Here is a 19,375-nt window from a genome sequence, read left to right as displayed (position 1 = left end):
ACAATCGCGAGGCCTTGCTTCTCCCGCAATTGTCAAGTTAATTTCTCCGGGTTTTGCGCAACCTGTGCGGAGGAGAGCGCCCGTGGACCTCACCCTGACCTTTGACGCCGCGTACGCGGCGCACGCCGCGGTCGTCGTGTCGACCGTCGCCGAGTCGAACCCGGGCCAGCCGCTCCGGTACTGGCTGATCGCCGCGGACGACGTGCCGGCCTCCTCCCGGGCCGCTCTCGCCCGGGCGGCGGGGCCGCACGCCTCGATCGAGTACCTGAAGGTGGACACCTCCCTGGTGGACCTGCCCAAGGGAAACGACCCGGTGATGGCGTACCTCTCCCCGGCGATGTACCTGCGTCTGCTGGTGCCCGCCGCGCTTCCACCGGAGGTGGAGCGGCTCCTCTACATCGACTGCGACACCCTGTGCACGAACAGCCTCCAACCCCTGTTCGAGCTGGACATGGGGGGCGTTCCGCTCGCGGCGGTCCGCGACCCGTTCAACCGCCGGCTCTACGACATGGGTGGTGTCCCGGGCCTGTCGACGTACGAGCACCTCGACCCCCGGGGCAACTACTTCAACTCCGGGGTGCTGCTGATCGACGTGCCCCGGTGGAAGGAGTGCGAGGTCTCCGAGCAGTCGTTGGCCTACCTCGTCCGTCACGCGCACGAGTCGCGCTACCCGGACCAGGACGCCCTGAACTTCGCCACCTACGACAACTGGCTGCGCCTGCCCCACCGCTGGAACGACCTGATGGCCTGGCGGCTGGAGCCGGAGTTCGGCGGCAAGCTCAGCGATTCGGCCATCCTGCACATGGCCGGACCGGTCAAGCCCTGGCAGCCCGGCTTTCCCAAGGGCGCCCGTCGGGACATGTACTGGCGGCACCGGCGCAGCGGCGGCCTGACCCGGACCTTCAGCCGGTGACCGCCGGTCGTACCGGGGGCGGCCGTCCGTGACCACCACCCGGGAGGACCACCGATGGACCAGGAGCCCCCAGGTGTGGTCCCCCTCCGGTTCGGCGTGGTGGTGGTTCCCGTGATCCGCGCGACGGTGGCCCGCGCCACCACGAAAGCGGGCTGAGACGCCGGAGCGGCGGTCCCGCTCCCCGTGAGTACCCGCGATCCGGTGCCCGGCACCGGCCCGCGCCCGGCACCGGATCACGACGGCTACTCGGCGATCCGGGTCCGACCGCTCCATCGGAAGACCAGTGGCACGCCGTCGGCGACGCCTGCGGCGTCCCGTTCGAAGTGCTCGTACCCGCCGTGGTGGGGAACCTTGATCTTGTGTTCCCGCAGGGCGACCCGGTGGCTGCGCTGTTCGGCCGGCAGGGTGGTCGGCCCACCCTCCAGAACCGCGTCGACGATACCGCCGGCCTCTCGGCCGATGTCGTTCCGTACCTGTGCTGCGAGGGCGGTCCGGTCGTCACCGTTGACGACGGGATCCACCGTCCGGACTGTCGGGGCGGGATCGAAAGAACCTGTCATCGCACGACCTCCGTCGCTCGTCGTTCCGCCTCGCCGTGCGCCGGGCCGGGCCGGGCCGCGTGTACCGGCGGGAGGGGCCGCGCGTTCCCGTGACCGGGGAACACGTACGGCGGGACCGATTGGTCCCGCCGCAGGTGAGACGGCCCCTCGTCCGTCACGAACGTAATCCAGGTCACACTTGGCAAGAACCCTTAGTCGCCCCCTAGCGTGGGTTCCACCACGGCGACGGGCTCGGCGCCGAACCGCCTCACTCCCAGCGGAAGAAGCGGACCGCCAGCAGGCAACCGAGCACGGCGGTCACCGCCAGGGCCACCAGCTGCGGTACGGCCGGAGCGTCTCCCGCCCACGCCGCGGCGACGGTGTCCACGGTGGCCCCCAGCGGCGAGTAGTCGCCGATCTTCGCCAGCACGGTCGGCATCTGGTCACGCGGCAGCCAGGCCCCGGCGAGGAAGAGCAACGGGAAGAAGAGCGTCGGGCCGATGGACTGGGCCGAGCGGGCCGACGGGGCGAGCGCGGCGATGAGCAGACCCAACCCGAACAGGCAGGCCACCCCGAGCAGGAAGGCGAGGACGAAGCCCGGCACGTTGGCCGGTGCCGGCTGGTCCAGCAGGAACCGGACGCCGATCGCGGTCACCACCGCACCGGCGACGCCCATCGCCAGGTTGACCACCACCTGCGCGACGAGCAGCAGGGCCGGGTTGACCGGCGTGGTGGCGAGCCGCCGCAGCACCCGTCGCTCCCGGTAGATACCCAGCGCCATCGGCAGGGTGAACAGGGCGAGCATCCCGATGGTCAGGGAGAGCGCGAGGGCCGGCAGGAAGGTCAGCTCGCCGTGCTGACCGGTGCCGCCCTCGGTCGAGCCGCGCGAGGGCAGCCCGAACACGAGCATCAAGCCCAGCGGCAGGGCGAAGACGAAGAACAACGACACCGGCTCGCGCAGGAACAGCTTGGCCTCGACCGCGACGAGCTTGGACAGGGCGTTCACGATGACCTCTCGTCGATCGTCCGGGGGGTACCGGTCTGGGCGGACCGACCGGTCAGGGAGACGAAGGCGTCGTCCAGGGTGGGCTGCTCCACGCGGAGGCCGCCGTACCGGACCTTCCGGTCGGCCAGCGCCGAGAGCACCGCCTGGGCCACGCCTTCGGGGCCGGTCACGGTCACCTCGTCGCCGTTGCGACGCACACCGGTCACCTCCGGCAACGCGTCGAGCACGGCCTCGTCGAGCGGGTCTAGGGGACGGAAGTGCACCTGGTGGGCCGAGCCGACGCGGGCGAGCAGACCGGACGGGGTGTCGATGGCGACGACCCGACCCGCGTCGATCACGGCGAGCCGGTCGCAGAGCCGCTCCGCCTCCTCCATGAAGTGCGTGACCAGCACGACCGTCACACCCCGGTCCCGGATCCGGTCGACCAGGTCCCAGGTGTCCCGCCGGCCCTGCGGGTCCAGCCCGGTGGTCAGCTCGTCCAGGATCGCGATCTCCGGCTGGCCGACCAGCGCGAGGGCCACCGACAGCCGCTGCTTCTGGCCGCCGGAGAGTTTGTGGAAGGCGGTGTCGCGCTGACTGGTCAGGCCCAGGTCCGCCAGGAGTTCGTCGATGTCGGCCTTGTTGCGGTAGAACGACCGGTACAGGTCCAGCGCCTCACGCACACGCAGCTTGTCGGGGAGCTGGCTCTCCTGCAACTGGGCACCGACCCGCTGGCGCACCTCCGTGCGGTCCCGCACCGGGTCGAGACCGAGCACGCGGACCTGCCCGCCGTCGGCGCGGCGCAGCCCCTGCACGCACTCGACGGTGGTGGTCTTCCCGGCGCCGTTCGGGCCGAGCACTCCGAAGATCTCGCCCTGCTCCACCGTGAAGGAGACGTCCTCGACCGCGACCTTGTCGCCGTATCGTTTGTGCAGGTGCTCGACTTCGATGACCGGCATGGGTCCTCCGTCACGTGCGGCTGCCGTCGTGAGGGCGGGACCCTCGGGATGTCGCGGCGTCGGTGAGTGGAAACGATCCGAAGTCGACCCCTCGGGGTCGACGCCGCCCATCATCCGGGTAACCCAGGCGTTGATCAACCCGTCAGGCGATGAATTGGGGGTGTAGACCCGTTAACCACCGGCCCGTCAGGGGTTCCACGGGTTCACGCAGAGTGTCCGTCCTCGCGGTCAGCCGCCGAGGCAGAGAGGCGCCAACTCCCCGATCCGGGTCAGCGTGACGTCCGGGGCGGCGGCCCGCAGGGTCTCCGCGTCCGACTCGCCCCACAGGGCGGCCACCGCCACCACCCCGGCGCTGCGCGCGCTGACCAGGTCGGCCGGCGCGTCGCCGACCATCAGCGCGCGTCCGGGTGGCACGTCCAGCAGTTCCAGGGCCCGGCGGACGATGTCCGGGGCGGGCTTGGGCCGGGGCACCTCGTCGGCGCCGACCACGTGGTCGAGCAGGGGCAGCAGTCCGACCCGGTCCAGGACGAGCCGGGCCCGTTCCCCGCTGCGGCCGGTCGCCACGGCCAGCCCGATGCCGCGAGCGCGCAGCTCGGCGAGGAGCTCCGGCCCGCCGGGCACCGGCGTGACCAGGTGCGCCAGGCGGTTGCTCTCGCGCACGAAGGGCTCCACCATCGCCGCCGGCAGACCCATCAGCCGCAGCACCTCCGGCAGGTAGCGACCCGGATGCCGGCAGTACTCGTCGACCGGGACGACACCCTCGCCGACCACCTCCCGGTAGGCGAGGGTGAACGCGGTGCGGGCCACCGCGAGACTGTCGACGAGCACACCGTCGAGGTCGAGCACGACCGCGCGCACCCCACCGGGAACGAGGGTGTCTCCCGCCACGCCGGCTCCCACCGGGTCTCCGGTTCCGGACACCGGTGCCACCTCCCTCACCACGGCCCCGCCACGACGCCCGGTAGGGGTGGCCGGCCCCGTGCGGGTCCGACTACGGTCGCAGACGTCCGGTCGGGCGCGCGTAGGGGCGTCCCGGCCGCCCACCGACCGTACCGGGGTCCGTTCCCCCGCCGACCGGCGGCACGCCGCCGGGTGGACCGCGCAGAAGGAGCGCCAACGTGCCGCTGCTGAGCTGGCTGTCCGAGTCCACCGACGAGCGGCCGGACGCGGTCCGCGTCGACGACCGCTCGGTGTCCTGGGTAGACCTGCGCCGACAGGCCGCGGCGGTCGCCGACGACCTGCGCGGCGTGCGGCGGGTGGCGGTGACGGCCACCCCGAGCCTGGAGACCGTGGTCGCCGTGGTGGGCGGGTTGCTGGCCGGCGCGGCGGTGGTGCCGGTGCCGCCGGACGCCGGGCCCCGGGAACGCGACCACATCCTGCGGGACTCGGCGGCCGAGGTCCTGCTCGGGCCGGTCGGCGCGGCTCCGGCGGACGCGTCCGGTCCCCCGGCCGTGCCGGTCGACCTCGGACGTCGTTCGGAGACCCGGCACCCGGAGCCGGCGCCGGAGGACACCGCGCTGATCCTCTACACCAGCGGCACCACGGGCGCGCCCAAGGGCGTGGTGCTCTCCCGGCAGGCCGTCGCCGCCTGCCTCGACGGGCTCGCCGCCGCCTGGGCCTGGACGCCGGACGACCGGGTTGTGCACGGCCTGCCGCTGTTCCACGTGCACGGTCTCGTGCTCGGTGTGCTGGGCCCGCTCCGGCTGGGCAGCCGGCTGCACCACGTCGGCCGTCCCCGCCCCGAGCGGTACGCGGCGGCGGCCGGCTCGCTCTACTTCGGCGTACCCACCATCTGGTCCCGGATCGCGGCGGAGCCGGCGGCGGCCCGGGCGTTGCGCCCGGCGCGGCTGCTGGTGTCGGGCAGCGCCGCGCTGCCGGAGAGCGTCTTCGGGGGCCTCGCCGCGCTGACCGGTCACCGGGTCGTCGAGCGGTACGGCATGACCGAGACCCTGATCACGGTCAGCGCCCGGGCGGACGGACCGCGCCGGGCCGGCACCGTGGGGCTGCCGTTGCCGGGTGTGCACACCCGCGTGGTGGACGAGTCGGGCGGCGCCGTGCCTACCGACGGGGTGGCGATGGGCGAACTCCAGGTCCGGGGGGCCACCCTCTTCGACGGGTACCTGCACCGGCCGGACGCCGACGCGGCGAGCCGTACGCCGGACGGCTGGTTCCGTACCGGCGACGTGGCCACGATCGGGCCGGACGGCTGGCACCGGATCGTCGGCCGGGCCGCCACCGACCTGATCAAGAGCGGCGGTTACCGGATCGGCGCCGGTGAGGTGGAGGACGCGCTCCTGGCCCACCCCGGTGTCCGGGAGGTCGCGGTGGTGGGCACCCCCCACCCGGACCTGGGGCAGCAGGTGACCGCCTTCGTGGTGGGCGACGGGGTGCGGGAGGACGAGCTGATCGAGTTCGTGGCCCGGGACCTGTCGGTGCACAAGCGGCCCCGGCAGGTGCGCCTGGTCGACGACCTCCCGCGCAACGCGATGGGCAAGGTGCAGAAGAACCTGCTGACCGAGCCCTGGCCCCCGCCGGACGGTCGTGGGGCGGGCGGCTGAGGTGGTAGCAGGGGTCCCCTGCTACCACCTGGTGATGAGGAAGGGCCCCCTGCAACCACCCCGGCCGAGCGGCGGACGGGTGTCGTCAGGCGGCCGGCGGGAGCGTGACGGCGGTGAGGACCAGTCCACCGTCGACGAGGAACCGGCCGGGGAAGGTGGTCACCTCCGTACCGCCCAGCACCGGGCCGGGCACGAGCAGCCGGGCGGCGAACGTCCCGTCCGGCTCGACCACGATGTCGGCCTCGGAGAAGTCCAGCCAGCGGCCGGTGAGCGGGAACCAGGCCTTGTAGACCGACTCCTTGGCGCTGAAGAGCAGCCGGTCCCAGCACACCGTCGGGTGGGTGGCGCGCAGGGCGGCCGTGCGGGTCCGCTCGGCGGGCAGCGCGATCGCGTCGAGCACCCCGTCGGGCAGCGCCGCGTGCGGTTCGGCGTCGACCCCCACGGAGGCGACCGACGTCGCGGGCGCGAGTGCCGCCCCCCGGTAGCCGTCGCAGTGGGTCATGCTGCCCACCACTCCGGTCGGCCAGACGGGAGCGCCCCGCGCGCCGGAGATGATCGCCACCGGCGGAAGACCCATCCGGGCCATCGCGCGGCGGGCACAGTCCCGCACCGTGGTGAACTCCCGGCGACGTTTCTCCACCGCGTTCGCGACCAGCGGCTCCTCGTCGGGGTGGAGGGTCAGGTCGGCGGGGTCGGTGAAGGACTCGACCACCACGACGGCCGGGGGAAGGATCCGCTCGATCACATCCGGCATGCTAGGCGCCGCGCCGTCCGGCGCCGACCCCGGAAGCGATGGGTACGTCAGGTGCCGTAGGGGTCGGCTACGGGTGGCGTGGGATCGCGCGCCGCACCGGCGGCCGGACGGCCGGGTCGGCGTGGGTGCGCCGGGAACTCATCCCGGGGCGATCAGCAGCGACTTCCTGACCCGGCCCTGGGCGCTGCGGGGCAGTTCGGCGACGAAGTGCACGCGGCGGGGCCGGTGCGCGGCCGACAGCATCCGTCCGACGTGGTCGATGAGCATCTGCGCGGTGAGTCCGTCCGCCGCCACGACGTACGCCACGATCATCTCACCGAGGGCACGGTGGGGCATGCCCACCACGGCGGCGTCGTGGACCCCGGGATGGGTGAGCAGGACCTCCTCGACCTGACGCGCGGGCACCGGCCGGTCGCGGCAGTGCACCACGTCGGCCCGGCGTCGACCGATGATCCGGTGGCAGCCGTCCGGCGTGACGGTGGCCAGGTCGCCGGTGTCGTGCCACCCCTCGCCGGGGGTCGTCTGGTCCGGTTGGCCGAGGTATCCGCTGAACAGCGTCGGCCCCCGGATGCTCAGTTCGCCGACGGACTCGCCGTCGGTGGGCACCGGCCGCCCGTCCCGGCCGAGCAGGCGGGTCTGCACGCCGGGCAGGGGGGTCCCGGCCGTGCCGGGGGTACCCCGCGCTCCCGCGCGGCCGGTCACCGCGATGAGCGTCTCGGTGGTGCCGTAGCCCTGGATCAGGTTGTGCGAGGTGAGCAGCCGGATCCGCTCGTTCACCGCCGGTGCCAGCGGCGCGTCGCCGGAGACGAGGATCCGCGCCCCGGCCAGGGCCCGGGCGGCCGGGAGGTCCCGGGCGATCCGGGCCCACTGGTGGGGTGCGGCGAGGTGGATGGTGCCGACCGGACCGGTGGCCGGGAACCGGTCAAGGTGGACGAAGCGGCCGCCCACCCGCAGTGCGCCGAGCAGGCCGGCGACGAGGCCGTAGGCCCGGAAGAGCGGCGCCCGCTGGACGAGGACGTCCTCGGCGTTCCACCGCCACGCGTCGGCGAGCAGGTCCAGTCCGGTCGCGATCGCCCGACGGGAGATCCGGACGCCGCGTGACGTTCCGCCGGCTCCGCCGGTGTACAGGATGACCGCGTCGGCGGTCGGGTCCGCCTCGGGCTGGGTGGTCCAGGAGCGTTGTCGCAGGTCGACGGGGATCACGGGTAGGGTCGTGCCGTCGACGGCGGCACCGAGGCACAGGCTCGCGCCCGACTCGCGCAGGATGCGTCGGCGCTCCTCGACCGGGGCCAGCGGCGGCACCGGCACCAGCGGCACCCCCGCCTGGAGGGCTCCCACCATGCCGACCAGCGCCTCGATGCTCGGCGTGGCCTCGACCGCCACCGCCCGGGCGCCCCGGATCCGGTCGGCGACGGCGTTGGCGCAGCCCTGGAGGTGCTCGCTGGAGAGGGTTCTGCCGGCGACCCGAAGCGCGTCCGCCCGGTCGACGCCGGACCCGTGGAGCGCCGGCAACAGAGTCATCCGGATTAACCCCTGTCGGCGGCGTCGACGAGTCTCGGCAGTGGCTGGAGCATCGCGCCAGGGAACCCTTCGTACTCCGGGTGTGCGGGGTCTCGTGGTGGCCGGTCGTCTCCCGATCGGAGCGGATGCCCCGAAATTAGGCTGCGTCCGGGTCGCCGACAACCCCTAGCCTCGTCAGCGGTCGCACCTCCGGTTCGGGGTGGGCGAGCGGTGCCCGGTCCGTCCGCGTCCGGCGCCGACGCGGTCCGTGACCAGGTCGGCCCGCTCCCCCGGCAGCGGCTGTCGTCCGACGGCATGCCGGCAGCGACCGGCGGGACGTGCGGGGAGGACGTTCCTGACCGGCGTCGGAACGCCTCCCGGCAGGCCGGACGCCCGGCCAGCGACACGGCGGCGCACCGGTCGACGACGGGGCGGTGGGCCGACGGTCCGGCGCTGGCCGGCGCCTCCCTTCGCAGGCGAGGGGGCAAGTCGCCGCGGGCGGATAATCATACGGATGTGCGCCTATTTCCACCAATAGGTTCCTGGTTTACCCGGAAGGGGAAGCGACGGTTCGGACAGTCCGGGCGGAAACAATGGCACGCCGCGGCCGTCGCCGCCGATCCGACAATCCGGTTGCCGGACCCGTGCGATCGGCATTGATTACGGTTTGGCAACCATAATGCCGATCCGGTTCGTGAACGGTTCGCCCGAGGATCGTGGAGGGCGGATATCGGAACGCGAATTCGGCTCGGAATCGACGCGCCGAAACAATACCGCACACCGGACCCCGGCAACAGCGGCGGGGCGGATCCGGAGCGACCCGGGCAGGGCGCACGGAGCGAGGATGGTCACCACCCTCCCGCGGTCGGACGACCCGGCAGGCCACCCGCCCCGCTCGGTGAGCGCCACGGGACCGTCGGTGACAACGGCGCACCGCAGCGACACCGGGAGGGCCGGGCAGCTTCCCACCCCTCCCCGCACCAGCCAACACCCTCACGTCCGGCAACCCCGGCCCCACGGAGCGCGCGTACCGGCACGCCCACCGACGCCCGCCGGTCCGGGACGCGCACCCCGACGGGGGCGGTTGCCGACCGGTAGCGCTCCCGGCGCTCCGAGGCATGGCATAGCCGTTCGCGAAACGCATTGCCGGTACCCTGAAAACACATTGGTGGACAGCCGCCAAACCGCCCCGACCAGGCAGACGAGGATGCTCGATGTCACGCTCCGAATCGCCACTATGACGTTACGCTGCCAACCGGGTGTCACCCCGCACGGCCAGTGGCGCGACAGACCAGGTTTGTCTATCCTTTACATCGTCCGACTTGCCGCTCAATTGCTGGACTGCCATACTCCACACCATGCACTGAGATCGATAGCCGGGGGCACTTGGAGCAGCTCCCGAATTAGGGAATGCTCCGGCGTGGGCCGCACGAACGTCATCGGCCTTCGCAGCAGAATTGGTCAAGGATTTGTGGGTCTCTGACTTCGTTGAGTGACATGGGAGACCACAGCGGATGGACAACCAGGCGACCTCGGTCACCGTGCCCGCCACGGGACCCGCCCGATGACGCTGACCGAGCGGGACCGGCAGCTCGACATCCTGACGCACCGGCTCAACGACCTCCTGCGCGCCGACAACCCGTCCGTCACGTCAGCTCCGGTGACGGTGGTGACCGGACCGGTCGGGACCGGTAAGACCAGCCTGTTGCAGGCGTTCGCCCGACGGTGCGCCGAGGCCGGTGTCAGTTTCCTGGGCGCGAGCGCCTCCCGCAGCGAGCGCACCGTACCCCTGGAGATCGTCCGCCAGCTCGTCCGCCGGGCCCCCCTTACCGACCCCACCCGCGACCGGCTCGGGCGCCTGCTCGACCGGGGCGCCCTCGACTGGTCGGAGACGCACGACGACGAGGCCCTCGCTCCGCTCACCGCCGCGATCGGCGGTGAGCTGGTGGCGATCGCCGCACAGGGTCCCCTGGTCGTCGCGGTCGACGACGTGCACCACGCCGACGCTCCGTCCCTGCGCTGCCTGGCCTACCTGGCGCGACGCGGGACCGGCCTGGCCGTGCTGATCGTCCTCACCGAGGCGCACCGCACCCGGCCGTGGCATCCCACCATCCACGCCGAACTGATGCAGCCGGCGCGGGCGCACCGGGTACGGCTGCCCCTGCTCTCCCCCGACGGGACCTACCGCCTCCTGGCCGACCGGCTCGGTGTTCCGGTGGCCCGCCGCATCACCGACGAGGCGCACCGGATCAGCGGGGGCAACCCCCTGCTGCTGCACGCCCTGGCCGACGACCACCTCACCGGCGCGCCCGGCGACCGGCCGGTGACCGGGGAGGCCTTCCGCGAGGCCGTGTTGAGCTGCCTCTACCGGTGCGAGCACCTCGTCCTGAAGGCCGCCCGGGTGCTCGCGGTGACCGGTGGGCCGGGGGACAGCCCGCTGGTTCCCCTGCTCCTCGACCTCCCCGGCGGCATGGACGTCCGTGCGGTCGACGCGTCGACCAGCGCGGGCCTGGTCACCGAGGAGGGACTCCGGCATCCGGCCGTCGTCCGGGCGGTGCTGGACAGCATGACCGTGGAGGAACACGGCCGGTTGCAGCGGGCCACCGCCTGCCTGTTGCACGACGACGGCGCGCCCCCCGCGCGGATCGCCCCGCACCTGCTCAAGACCGACGAACTCGACGAGACCTGGATGGTCCAGGTGCTGCTGGACGCCGGAGAACAGGCCCTGACCGACGGTGACGCCGACGCGGCGCGACAGTACCTGCGCCGGGCCAACCGGGACACCACCGACGACTGCCTGCGGGCGCGTGTCCGGTCCGCCCTCGCCCGCGCGGAGTGGCGGCTCGATCCGCAGGCCGCGGTCCCGCACCTGCTCGGCGTCGCGACCGCCGTCCGGGCCGGGCATCTCAGCAGCCGACAGGCCGCCGGGCCCATCCAGTACCTGCTCTGGCACGGGCAGACCGACCGGGCCCGCGAACTCGTCCGGCACCTCGAGGAACGCGCCGACCGGCACGACCCCCAGTCCGCCACCGACCTGATCGTGATGAGGAGCTGGCTGACCACCCTCTACCCGGGAACTCCGGTCGACGGTCCCCCGGCCCGCCCGGCGGGCCGGGATCCACTGACCCTCGCCCGGGTCAAGGGTCAGCTCCGGGGTGTCGCCCTGCTCGGCGCGGTGCTGGAACGTGGGGATGCCAGCGCGGCCGAGGATGCCGACCACGTCCTCGCCACGCTCCGACTGGACGACGAGACGAGCATCTGGAACGCCGTCTGCGCGGTGATCGCGCTGATCTACGCCGACCGGCTCGACCTCGCCGGTGAGTGGTGCGAACGGCTGGACCACGGGGCCACCGGCCGGCATCGCACCCCGCGTGCGCTGCTCGCCGCCCTCGCCGCCGCGGTGGCCGGTCGCCGCGGCGACCTGGTCCGGGCGCGGGAACTGGCCGAGGTGGCTCTGAGCCGGCTCTCCCCGAAGGGGTGGGGCGTCATGATCGGCATGCCGCTCGCCGTTCGGCTGCGGGCGCTGACCTGCCTCCAGGAATGGGACGAGGCCGCCGCCTGCCTGCGGACACCGGTGCCGCCGGCCCTCTTCGAGACCCCGTTCGGCCTGCACTACCTGCACGCCCGCGGACTGCACGCGCTGGCCACCGGCAGTCCCGAGGTCGCGCTGGCCGACTTCCAGCTCTGCGGTCAGCTGATGACGTCGTGGCGGCTGGACCTGTCGTCCCTGGTGCCCTGGCGGACCGAGGCGGCCCGCGCGCTGCGGCACATGGGCCGCCGTCAGCAGGCCGAGAAGCTCGTGCGGGAGGAACTGGACCGACTGCGTCCGGACCAGGTCCGACACCGGGGGGCGGCGCTGCGGGTGCTCGCCACCGTCGAGGAGGGCAACGACCGCATCGGACACCTGCGCAGCGCCGTACGGCTGCTACGGCAGTCCGGCGACCGGGTGGAGCTGGCGCACGCGCTCACCGACCTCGGTCACGCGTACCAGCAGGCCGGCGACCTGCGACAGGCGCGTGACGTGTCCCGGCGTGCCCGGGAGGTCGCCGACGAGTGCGGCATTCCGGTCCTGCGTCCCACGTCGCGTGCCCACCGCAACGGCGCCACCGACCCCGGCGACGAGGCGATCGTGCTGCTCACCGGGCTCAACGACACCGAGTCCCGGGTGGCCACGCTGGCCGCGCAGGGGCATACCAACCGCGAGATAGCCGAGAAGATGTTCCTCACGGTCAGCGCCATCGAACAGCGGCTGACCCGCATCTACCGCAAGCTCGATGTCACCTCCCGCAGCGAACTGGCCGCCCGCCTCCGGCTCGACCGCTGACCCTCCCCCGAACGAACGACCGTCGACCCCGTCCGGCGTCGGCGGTCGCACCCGTTCGCGCGAGTCGCACGCCACAAAGGGGTGGTGGGACCATGAGTAGTACGGCTACCATTTGATGTCCGTGCCGCCGCGTTGACCGTCCGTAACGTTCGCGCCGGCCGCCCATAGCGCCGCCCTGCCCGTCCATCCCGGCGTCGCCGGATGTTCATCCGGCTTCCCGCATTACCCCTGACGGCCAGCAGCGCAACCCCTAACGGCCCATTCGGACCACAGGTTTACCGACCCAACGGTGGGGTCTCGCCACCGTTGTCGCACATCTGCGTCGATGCCAGACTCCCTGCAACCGGATCACCGTCCGCTGTCGGCGGCGTTTTCCGGAGGGCAGGATCCAGGTCCACCCGGCGGCGCGGCCCGGTGCACTTCCGCCCCTACCCGGAAATCACGGGGTACGGGTGGTAAGGGGCCCCTCGTCGGCATCGGGAGGGGCGGTGCCGGTCGACGTGACCCGCGCGGCACCGCGTAATGAGAGAGGCTGACACGAACGGTGCTGGTGCAGCGAGATGAACAGATCACCCGGCTGCGGGAAGCCTTCCGGATGTGCGAGAAGCAGCAGCGGGGGCATGTCTCGCTCGTGACGGGCGCGGTGGGCGGCGGCAAGACGAGTGTGCTGGAGGCGTTCGGCGAGTGGGCGGCCGACGCCGGAGGGCGGGTGCTCAGCGCCGCCGGCTCCCGGGCGGAACGCGGACTCCACCTGGGAGTGCTGGGGCAACTGTTCCACAGCGCACGGCTGGCCCCGGAGACGGCGGCCCAGGTCGAGACCCTGATGCGGGAGGCCCCGTCGGTCGTTCCGCTGCTCGAGGCGAGTCTGGAGACGACGGACGAGTCCTCGGCGGCCAACCGGGCGTGGGCGCCGGTGCTGCACGGCCTGTTCAACGCGCTGCTCGACCTCGCCGGGCCCGGACCACTGGTGCTGACCGTCGACGACGTCCACCACGCCGACCCGGCGACCCTGCACTGCCTGCTCTACGTCACCCGCCGGCTGCGGCACGCCCCGATCGTCGTGGTGCTCACCGAGGCCAGGATGCTCCGTCCGCCGCACCCGCACTTCCGGGCCGAGTTGTTCAGCCAGCCGCACTTCACCCGGATCAACCTGCCACCGCTGACCGTCGAGGCGATCGCCCAGCTGGTCGACGGCGGCGCCGAGGCCGCCGCCCGGGAGACCGCCGAACGCTGCCTGAGCGTCACCGGCGGAAACCCGCTGCTCACCCGGGCGCTCATCGACGAACGGCTCCGTGAGGAGTCCGACGAGGACCCCGCCCCGGACACCGCCTTCGACCAGGCGGTGCTCGGTTGCCTCTACCGGCACGAGCCGGGGGTCCGTCGGGTCGCGCAGGCGCTGGCGGTGCTCAGCCGGCCGGCGTCGACGGAGCTGCTGGGCCACCTGCTCGACATGGTGCCCGAGTCGGTCGCGCCGACCGTCCGGGTGCTGCGCACCTCCGGCCTGATGAACTGCGACCAACTGCGTCACCCGCGCATCCGCCGGTCGATCCTGGCCGACATGTCCCCCGAGGAACGCCGGGCGATGCACCAGCGCACCGCCGAGGTGCTGCACGAGCACGGCGTGGACCCGCGCACGGTGGCCGAGCACCTGGTCGCCGCGGGTTGGGCGGACGCCGCCTGGACCGTGCCGGTGCTCCAGGACGCCGCCGCGCACGCCCTGGCCTCCGGACGCCCGGACGAGGCCGCCGCCTGCCTGCGGCTGGTCAGCCGGGCCGACGTGGACGACCAGCAGCGCGTCACCACCACGGCCATGCTGGTCAACGCCCGGTGGCAGGTCAACCCGCTGACCGTCAACGGGCACCTCACGCAGCTGGTGCGGACGGCCCGCAACGCCGGGTGGCCCGCCGACACGGCCCTGTCCACCGTGCCGTACCTGCTCTGGCAGGGCCGGGCGGAGGAGGCCGGCGAGGCGATCGCCGGCTGCGCCACGGACGACGACCAGGCCCACTCCACCGACGCCGGCCGGCTCCGGGCGATGCGTCTGCTGCTCTCCCTCTCCCACCCCGACCACCTGCCGGCGGTCCGGGAGGCGGTCGCCGCCGGGGGCCGGATGCCGGTCCTGCCCGCCGTCGGCTACCTGCAGCTGCACGCCCTGACCGTGCTCGGCTCGGCGTTGACGCCCGCCGCCGAGCAGGACGCGGTGGCCACCGCCGAGCAACTGCTGCACCGGCACCACACCGACGACGGCGTCCTCCCGGTGCTGACCGCCCCGCTGCTGGCGCTGCTCTGGTCGGGCCGCTCCGACCGGGTGGCGGTCTGGAGCGCGGCGCTGCTGGAGCGCCCGGTGGTACGGCACAACCCGGTGTGGCGGGCGGTGATCCGCGCGCTGCGCGCCGAGGCTGCCCTGCGCCTGGGCGACCTGTCCGGCGCCGAGCACCACGCCCGGGCGGCCCTGGAGGACCTGCCGGTCGCGGCGTGGGGGGTGGCCGTGGCCGGCCCGCTGGCCACCCTGATCGCCTGCGCGACGGAGTCCGGCCGGCACGGCGAGGCGGACCAGTGGCTGGCCCAGCCGGTGCCGCCCGGCGCGTTCCGGACCCCGCTGGGCGTGCACTACCTCGCGGCGCGGGGCCGGCACCACCTGGCGATGGGCCGCGCCCACGCGGCAACGGCCGACCTGCGCCGCTGCGGGGAGTTGATGCGCACCTGGGGCATCGACGTCGCCGGCCTGGTTCCCTGGCGGCTGGAGCTGGCCCGGGTGCAGCTCAGCGTCGGCAACAAGGCGCACGCCACCCAACTGCTCCAGGAGCAGCTACGCGTGCCGCACGGCGTGGACGACCGGACCCGGGGCCGCACGCTCCGGCTGCTCGCCTCCACCGCCGCCCCGGACCACCGGCGCAAGCTGCTCTCCGAGGCGGTCAACCTGCTGCAGAACAGCGGCGACCGGCTGGAGCTGGTGCGGGCGCTGGGCGACACCGGCCAGACGCTGCAACGCGCCGGTGACTGGGCCCAGGCCCGGCTGCTGGTCCGCCGGGCGTACCACCTCGCGCAGGACTGCGGCGCGCCGGTGCTGGCCCAACGACTGGTCCGGCGCGAGCCGGGCGGGTTGCCGGCGTACCCGCCGGTTGAGACGCCGGAGCCGGAGGACGGGCTCAGCGAGGCCGAGCGGCGGGTGGCCGCGCTCGCCGCGCAGGGGCACACCAACCGGCAGATCTCCAGCAAGCTGTTCATCACGGTGAGCACGGTGGAGCAGCATCTCACCCGGGTCTACCGGAAGCTGGACGTCAAGCGCCGCACCGACCTGCCGGCCCGGCTCGTCGCGTACGCGGAGCCGCTGGTCGAGGAGGTGCAGGGCGCGGCGACCTGACACCGGGACGGGGCGCGGGCAGAGGATCGCCCGCGCCCGTCCCGGTGGTACGACAGTCCGTCGTGGCGGTCACGGTCCCGGCGGGAGCCGTCCTCGCCGGGGTCCCCGCCGAACGGTCAGCCCGCGACCGGGGCGGGGGTCCGGTCGGTCGTCGTGTCCCGCAGCCGCAGCACCAGGTCGGCGGCGGCGGTGACGCCGCCCGCCTGCCGCAGCCGCCCGCGCCACAGCTCGGCACGGCCGCGGATGACCGGGTCGGCCAGCAGCCGGCGCAGCTTGGCGACGATGTCCTCGACGTCCAGCGGCTCCTCCATCTCGGCGGCGAGCCCGATCCCGGCGTCGACGACCCGGACCGCGCCGTCGTGGCAGTCGAGCCAGAACGGCATCACCAGTTGCGGCACGCCGAACCAGGCCGCCTCGTGGATCGCGTTGGCGGCGGCGTGGTTGAAGAACACCCGCACGTGCGGGTGGGCCAGCACCTCGACCTGCGACGGCAGCCACGACTCGACGCGCAGGTTGGCCGGCAGTTCCCCGGCCGGCGGGAGAAGGTGTTGCCGCTGTGCCGGCAGCTTCCAGAGCACGTGGTGTTCGGGCGCGAGCCGGGCGGCCACCTCGACCAGCGCGGCCACCTGGTCCGCCGACGGCCGCATGATGGTGCCGAAACCGATGTAGACCACCGACGGGTGGGCGTCGAGCCAGCCGCGCAGCTCCGCGCCCTCGGGGCTCGCCGGGACGTCCGGCGGGACCATCGAGCCGACCAGGCGCAGGTTCGCCGGGGCGGTGTCGAACGGGTACTCCAGACCGAACACCGTGTACGCCAGCAGGGCCGCTGCCGCGTCCGCGTACCGGCTGGGGCTCAGCTCGGCGTTGCTGATCCCGGCGGCCCGCCGGCGCTCGGCGGCGGCGGTGCTGCCGGCCAGCCGTTCCGGCTCCGTGAGGCCACTCAGCAGCGCCGCCCGGTGCCGGTCGTTCGCGGCCCGCTGGCTCGGGTTCATGTGCAGCGGCAGGCCGGACAGCGGGGTCGGATACGCCGACGGCAGGCTGTCCTGGAGGAAGTTCGACGGCGGCACCGAGACGCTGACGACGAACGGCACGCCCCGGGTGGTCGTCGCGTCCATCCCGTAGGTGGCGAACGAGTCCACCACGGCCAGCGCCGGTTCCACCTCGTCGACCAGGTCCAGGCACCGCTCGTAGAGCCGGTGCAGCTGGTCGTGGTCGGTCGTGGCGTCGACGTAGCTGACGAAGTTCTCCGCCCGCGACCCGGTGGACATCCGCCGGTGGGTCTCGTCGTCCCAGTGCTCGGGGCGCATCTCCGGCCGGGCCGGCCCCAGCGACAGGAACCGCACGTCACCGTCACCGGGCAGCGCCTCGATGTCGGCCCGACGCTCGTCGGTGCAGGCGAACCAGACCCGCCCGACGCCCCGGCGCTTCAGCTCACCGGCGAGGGTGAGCAGCGGGTTGAACAGCCCGGCACTGCCCGAACTGACGATCAGCAGCGGAAGGTCGTCGGACGTCGTCACCGTCGCCCCCTAGTCCATCGCCCGACGCATGAAGCCCCGGATGCCGACGAGGGTGAAGAACACGAGCACCCCGGTCAGGACCAGCAGGTCCAGCCAGAGCGGCACCGACTGGACCCCGGGCGGGCCGACGATCGCCCGGGTGGCCTCGCTGACGTAGGTGAGCGGGTTGAGCGAGCAGATCACCTGGAACCAGCGCATCGAGTCCAGGCCGCGCAGCGGGAACTGGGTGGCGCCGGTGAACATCAGCGGCGTCATGATCACGGTGAACATGATCTGGATCAGGTGCGGCGGGACCAGGGTGCCGAAGGTCAGCCCCATCGCCGCGCCGACCAGCGCACCGAGCACCAGCACGCCGAGCACCGGCAGGACCGTCGACATCGGCCAGCTCACGCCGAGCATCAGCATGCCGATCGGGATGAGCAGCACGCCGGCGATCAGACCCCGGATCGCGCCGAAGACGATCTTCTCGATGGCCACCAGCGGGATCGCCATCGGGGCCAGCAGCCGGTCCTCGATCTCCCGGGTGAAGGAGAAGTCCATCACCATGGGCAGGGCGGTGTTCTCCAGGCCGATCAGGAACGCGTTGAGCGCGATCACGCCGGGCAGCAGCACCTGGGCGAAGTTGTCGTTGGCGTAACCGAGGTCGCCGAGGACCTTGCCGAAGATCAGCAGCATGAACAGCGGCTGGATGAGGACCTGGGCGACGAAGCCGACCAGTTCGCCCCGGCTGGTGACGAAGAGGTCGCGCCAGAGCACCGCCCGGAAGCTGGCGAACTGGTCCGACCAGCGCACCGGCGGGGGCGCCGCCCCGCCCGACGTCGGCGCGGACGGTGTGGCGGGGGCGGTGACGCTCACCGAAGTTCCCTTCCGGTCAGGTGGATGAACACGTCCTCCAGGCTGGGCTGGCCGATGCTGAGGTCACTGACCGCGCAGTTCAGGTCGGTGAGGATCTTCAACGCCATCGGTACGGCGTTGGCCGGGGCCCCGGAGGTGTAGAGCCGGAACGACAGTGAGGCGTCCGGGTCGGTGGTGGCCACCGGAGCCGGCATCGGCATCGGCGGCATGCCCGGCATCATCGGCATGGGGGCGGTCGGCGCGGTGGGGCCACCGCCGGGACGCAGCCGCTCCACCCGTTCCACGTCCGGGATGGCGTCCAGGGCGGCCTGCACCTCCTCGGCGGGGGCGCCGGCGGCGACCACCAGGGTCAGCGTGCTGCTGCCCGGCAGGGTCCGGGTCAACGCGGCCGGGGTGCCGAGGGTGAGCAGCTTGCCGTGGTCGACGATGCCGACCCGGTCGCAGAGCTTCTCCGCCTCGTCCATGTCGTGGGTGGTCACCACGACCGTCACGCCGGCCCGCTTCAGCTCGGCGATCCGGTCGTGCACGAACAGCCGCGACTGCGGGTCGAGGCCGCCGGAGGGCTCGTCGAGGAAGAGCACCCGGGGTTCGTGCATGAGCGCGCGTGCGATCATGGTGCGCTGCGCCAGGCCACCGGAGAGGAAGTCGGTCCGGGACTTGGCGTGCTCGGCGAGCCCCATCTGCTCCAACAGCTCGTCGGCGCGGCGGAGTCGCTGCGACCGGGGCATCCGGTGGTACGCCGAGTGGAAGAGCAGGTTCTCCCGGACGGTGAGCGACCGGTCCAGGTTCACCCGCTGCGGGACGACCGCCAGCAGCTTCCGCGCCACGGCCGGTGCGCGCAGCACGTCCGCCCCGCCCACCACGGCCCGGCCGGAGGTGGCCCGGACCCGGGTCGTCAGCACCCCGATCGTCGTGGTCTTGCCGGCGCCGTTGGGCCCGAGCAGACCGAAGACCTCGCCCTCGGTGACGGAGAAGCTCAGCCCGTCCACCGCCGGCGGCATGTCGGGCCGGTACTTCTTGACCAGCTCCTCGACCACCACTGCGTCGTTCACGTCGTCATGCTCCCGTCCTGGGTCCCGGTGGGACAGTTGTTCGTCACTCCGATAG

General features: G+C 73.1%; 13 protein-coding genes. 4 read left to right on the top strand and 9 right to left on the bottom strand.

Features of this window, described 5'->3' with window-relative positions:
* The first annotated feature begins 82 nt into the window (after positions 1-82).
* A complete protein-coding gene (locus QSK20_RS12235; protein WP_285788719.1) occupies positions 83-913 on the top strand; it encodes a glycosyltransferase family 8 protein in 831 nt (276 codons plus the stop codon).
* Between the two features lie 242 nt (positions 914-1,155).
* On the opposite strand, the gene QSK20_RS12230 is transcribed toward QSK20_RS12235, so the two are convergent.
* From QSK20_RS12230 to QSK20_RS12215, 4 genes are all read right to left on the bottom strand, one after another.
* A complete protein-coding gene (locus tag QSK20_RS12230) occupies positions 1,156-1,434 on the bottom strand; it encodes a DUF5988 family protein (protein WP_285788718.1) in 279 nt (92 codons plus the stop codon).
* A gap of 286 nt (positions 1,435-1,720) precedes the next feature.
* Positions 1,721-2,458, bottom strand: a complete 738-nt coding sequence (locus tag QSK20_RS12225; RefSeq protein WP_285788717.1) for an ABC transporter permease — start codon at positions 2,456-2,458, stop codon at positions 1,721-1,723.
* Positions 2,455-3,396, bottom strand: coding sequence for an ABC transporter ATP-binding protein (locus QSK20_RS12220; protein ID WP_285788716.1), 942 nt, complete (start codon positions 3,394-3,396; stop codon positions 2,455-2,457). The genes QSK20_RS12225 and QSK20_RS12220 overlap by 4 nt, the downstream gene beginning before the upstream one ends.
* A 228-nt stretch (positions 3,397-3,624) precedes the next feature.
* Positions 3,625-4,296, bottom strand: a complete 672-nt coding sequence (locus tag QSK20_RS12215; RefSeq protein ID WP_502888890.1) for an HAD-IA family hydrolase — start codon at positions 4,294-4,296, stop codon at positions 3,625-3,627.
* A 218-nt stretch (positions 4,297-4,514) separates the two neighbouring features.
* Here QSK20_RS12215 and QSK20_RS12210 point away from each other — a divergent pair, with 218 nt between their 5' ends.
* A complete protein-coding gene (locus tag QSK20_RS12210; RefSeq protein WP_285788715.1) occupies positions 4,515-5,954 on the top strand; it encodes an acyl-CoA synthetase in 1,440 nt (479 codons plus the stop codon).
* A gap of 85 nt (positions 5,955-6,039) precedes the next feature.
* Here QSK20_RS12210 and QSK20_RS12205 read toward each other — a convergent pair whose 3' ends face one another.
* Both QSK20_RS12205 and QSK20_RS12200 read right to left on the bottom strand, forming a co-directional pair.
* On the bottom strand, positions 6,040-6,699 hold the full coding sequence (locus QSK20_RS12205) for a 4'-phosphopantetheinyl transferase family protein (RefSeq protein WP_285788714.1): 660 nt from the start codon (positions 6,697-6,699) through the stop codon (positions 6,040-6,042).
* Between the two features lie 147 nt (positions 6,700-6,846).
* Positions 6,847-8,229, bottom strand: a complete 1,383-nt coding sequence (locus tag QSK20_RS12200; RefSeq protein WP_285788713.1) for an AMP-binding protein — start codon at positions 8,227-8,229, stop codon at positions 6,847-6,849.
* A gap of 1,543 nt (positions 8,230-9,772) precedes the next feature.
* Between QSK20_RS12200 and QSK20_RS12195 the strand changes: the two genes are divergently transcribed.
* Positions 9,773-12,532, top strand: coding sequence for a helix-turn-helix transcriptional regulator (locus QSK20_RS12195; protein ID WP_285788712.1), 2,760 nt, complete (start codon positions 9,773-9,775; stop codon positions 12,530-12,532).
* Positions 12,533-13,082: 550 nt separating this feature from the next.
* Entirely contained in the window at positions 13,083-15,896 is a 2,814-nt protein-coding gene (locus tag QSK20_RS12190) for a helix-turn-helix transcriptional regulator (protein WP_285788711.1), read from the top strand.
* A gap of 116 nt (positions 15,897-16,012) precedes the next feature.
* Here the strand turns inward: QSK20_RS12190 and QSK20_RS12185 are convergent, their stop codons facing one another.
* Genes QSK20_RS12185 through QSK20_RS12175 form a run of 3 tightly spaced genes read right to left on the bottom strand, consistent with a single transcriptional unit; the run spans position 16,013 to position 19,320 of the window.
* Positions 16,013-17,413 carry a glycosyltransferase gene (locus tag QSK20_RS12185; RefSeq protein WP_285788710.1) on the bottom strand — a complete coding sequence of 467 codons (1,401 nt, stop codon included), beginning with the start codon at positions 17,411-17,413 and terminating at the stop codon, positions 16,013-16,015.
* Positions 17,414-17,422: 9 nt separating this feature from the next.
* Positions 17,423-18,268, bottom strand: coding sequence for an ABC transporter permease (locus QSK20_RS12180; protein ID WP_285788709.1), 846 nt, complete (start codon positions 18,266-18,268; stop codon positions 17,423-17,425).
* A complete protein-coding gene (locus QSK20_RS12175; RefSeq protein WP_285788708.1) occupies positions 18,265-19,320 on the bottom strand; it encodes an ABC transporter ATP-binding protein in 1,056 nt (351 codons plus the stop codon). The genes QSK20_RS12180 and QSK20_RS12175 overlap by 4 nt, the downstream gene beginning before the upstream one ends.
* Positions 19,321-19,375: the final 55 nt, after the last annotated feature.

It is taken from the genome of Micromonospora sp. NBRC 101691 (assembly GCF_030269285.1).
Taxonomy (GTDB): Bacteria; Actinomycetota; Actinomycetes; order Mycobacteriales; family Micromonosporaceae; genus Micromonospora; species Micromonospora echinospora.
The sequence above is the reverse complement of the archived record's forward strand: the minus strand, read 5'-3'. Positions and strand labels throughout refer to the sequence as shown.

Bases quoted from the DNA above. Each gene is read 5' to 3' on its own strand.
- QSK20_RS12200 (WP_285788713.1), bottom strand. From the start codon at position 8,229: ATGACTCTGTTGCCGGCGCTCCACGGGTCCGGCGTCGACCGGGCGGAC.
- QSK20_RS12220 (WP_285788716.1), bottom strand. From the start codon at position 3,396: ATGCCGGTCATCGAAGTCGAGCACCTGCACAAACGATACGGCGACAAG.
- QSK20_RS12195 (WP_285788712.1), top strand. From the start codon at position 9,773: ATGACGCTGACCGAGCGGGACCGGCAGCTCGACATCCTGACGCACCGG.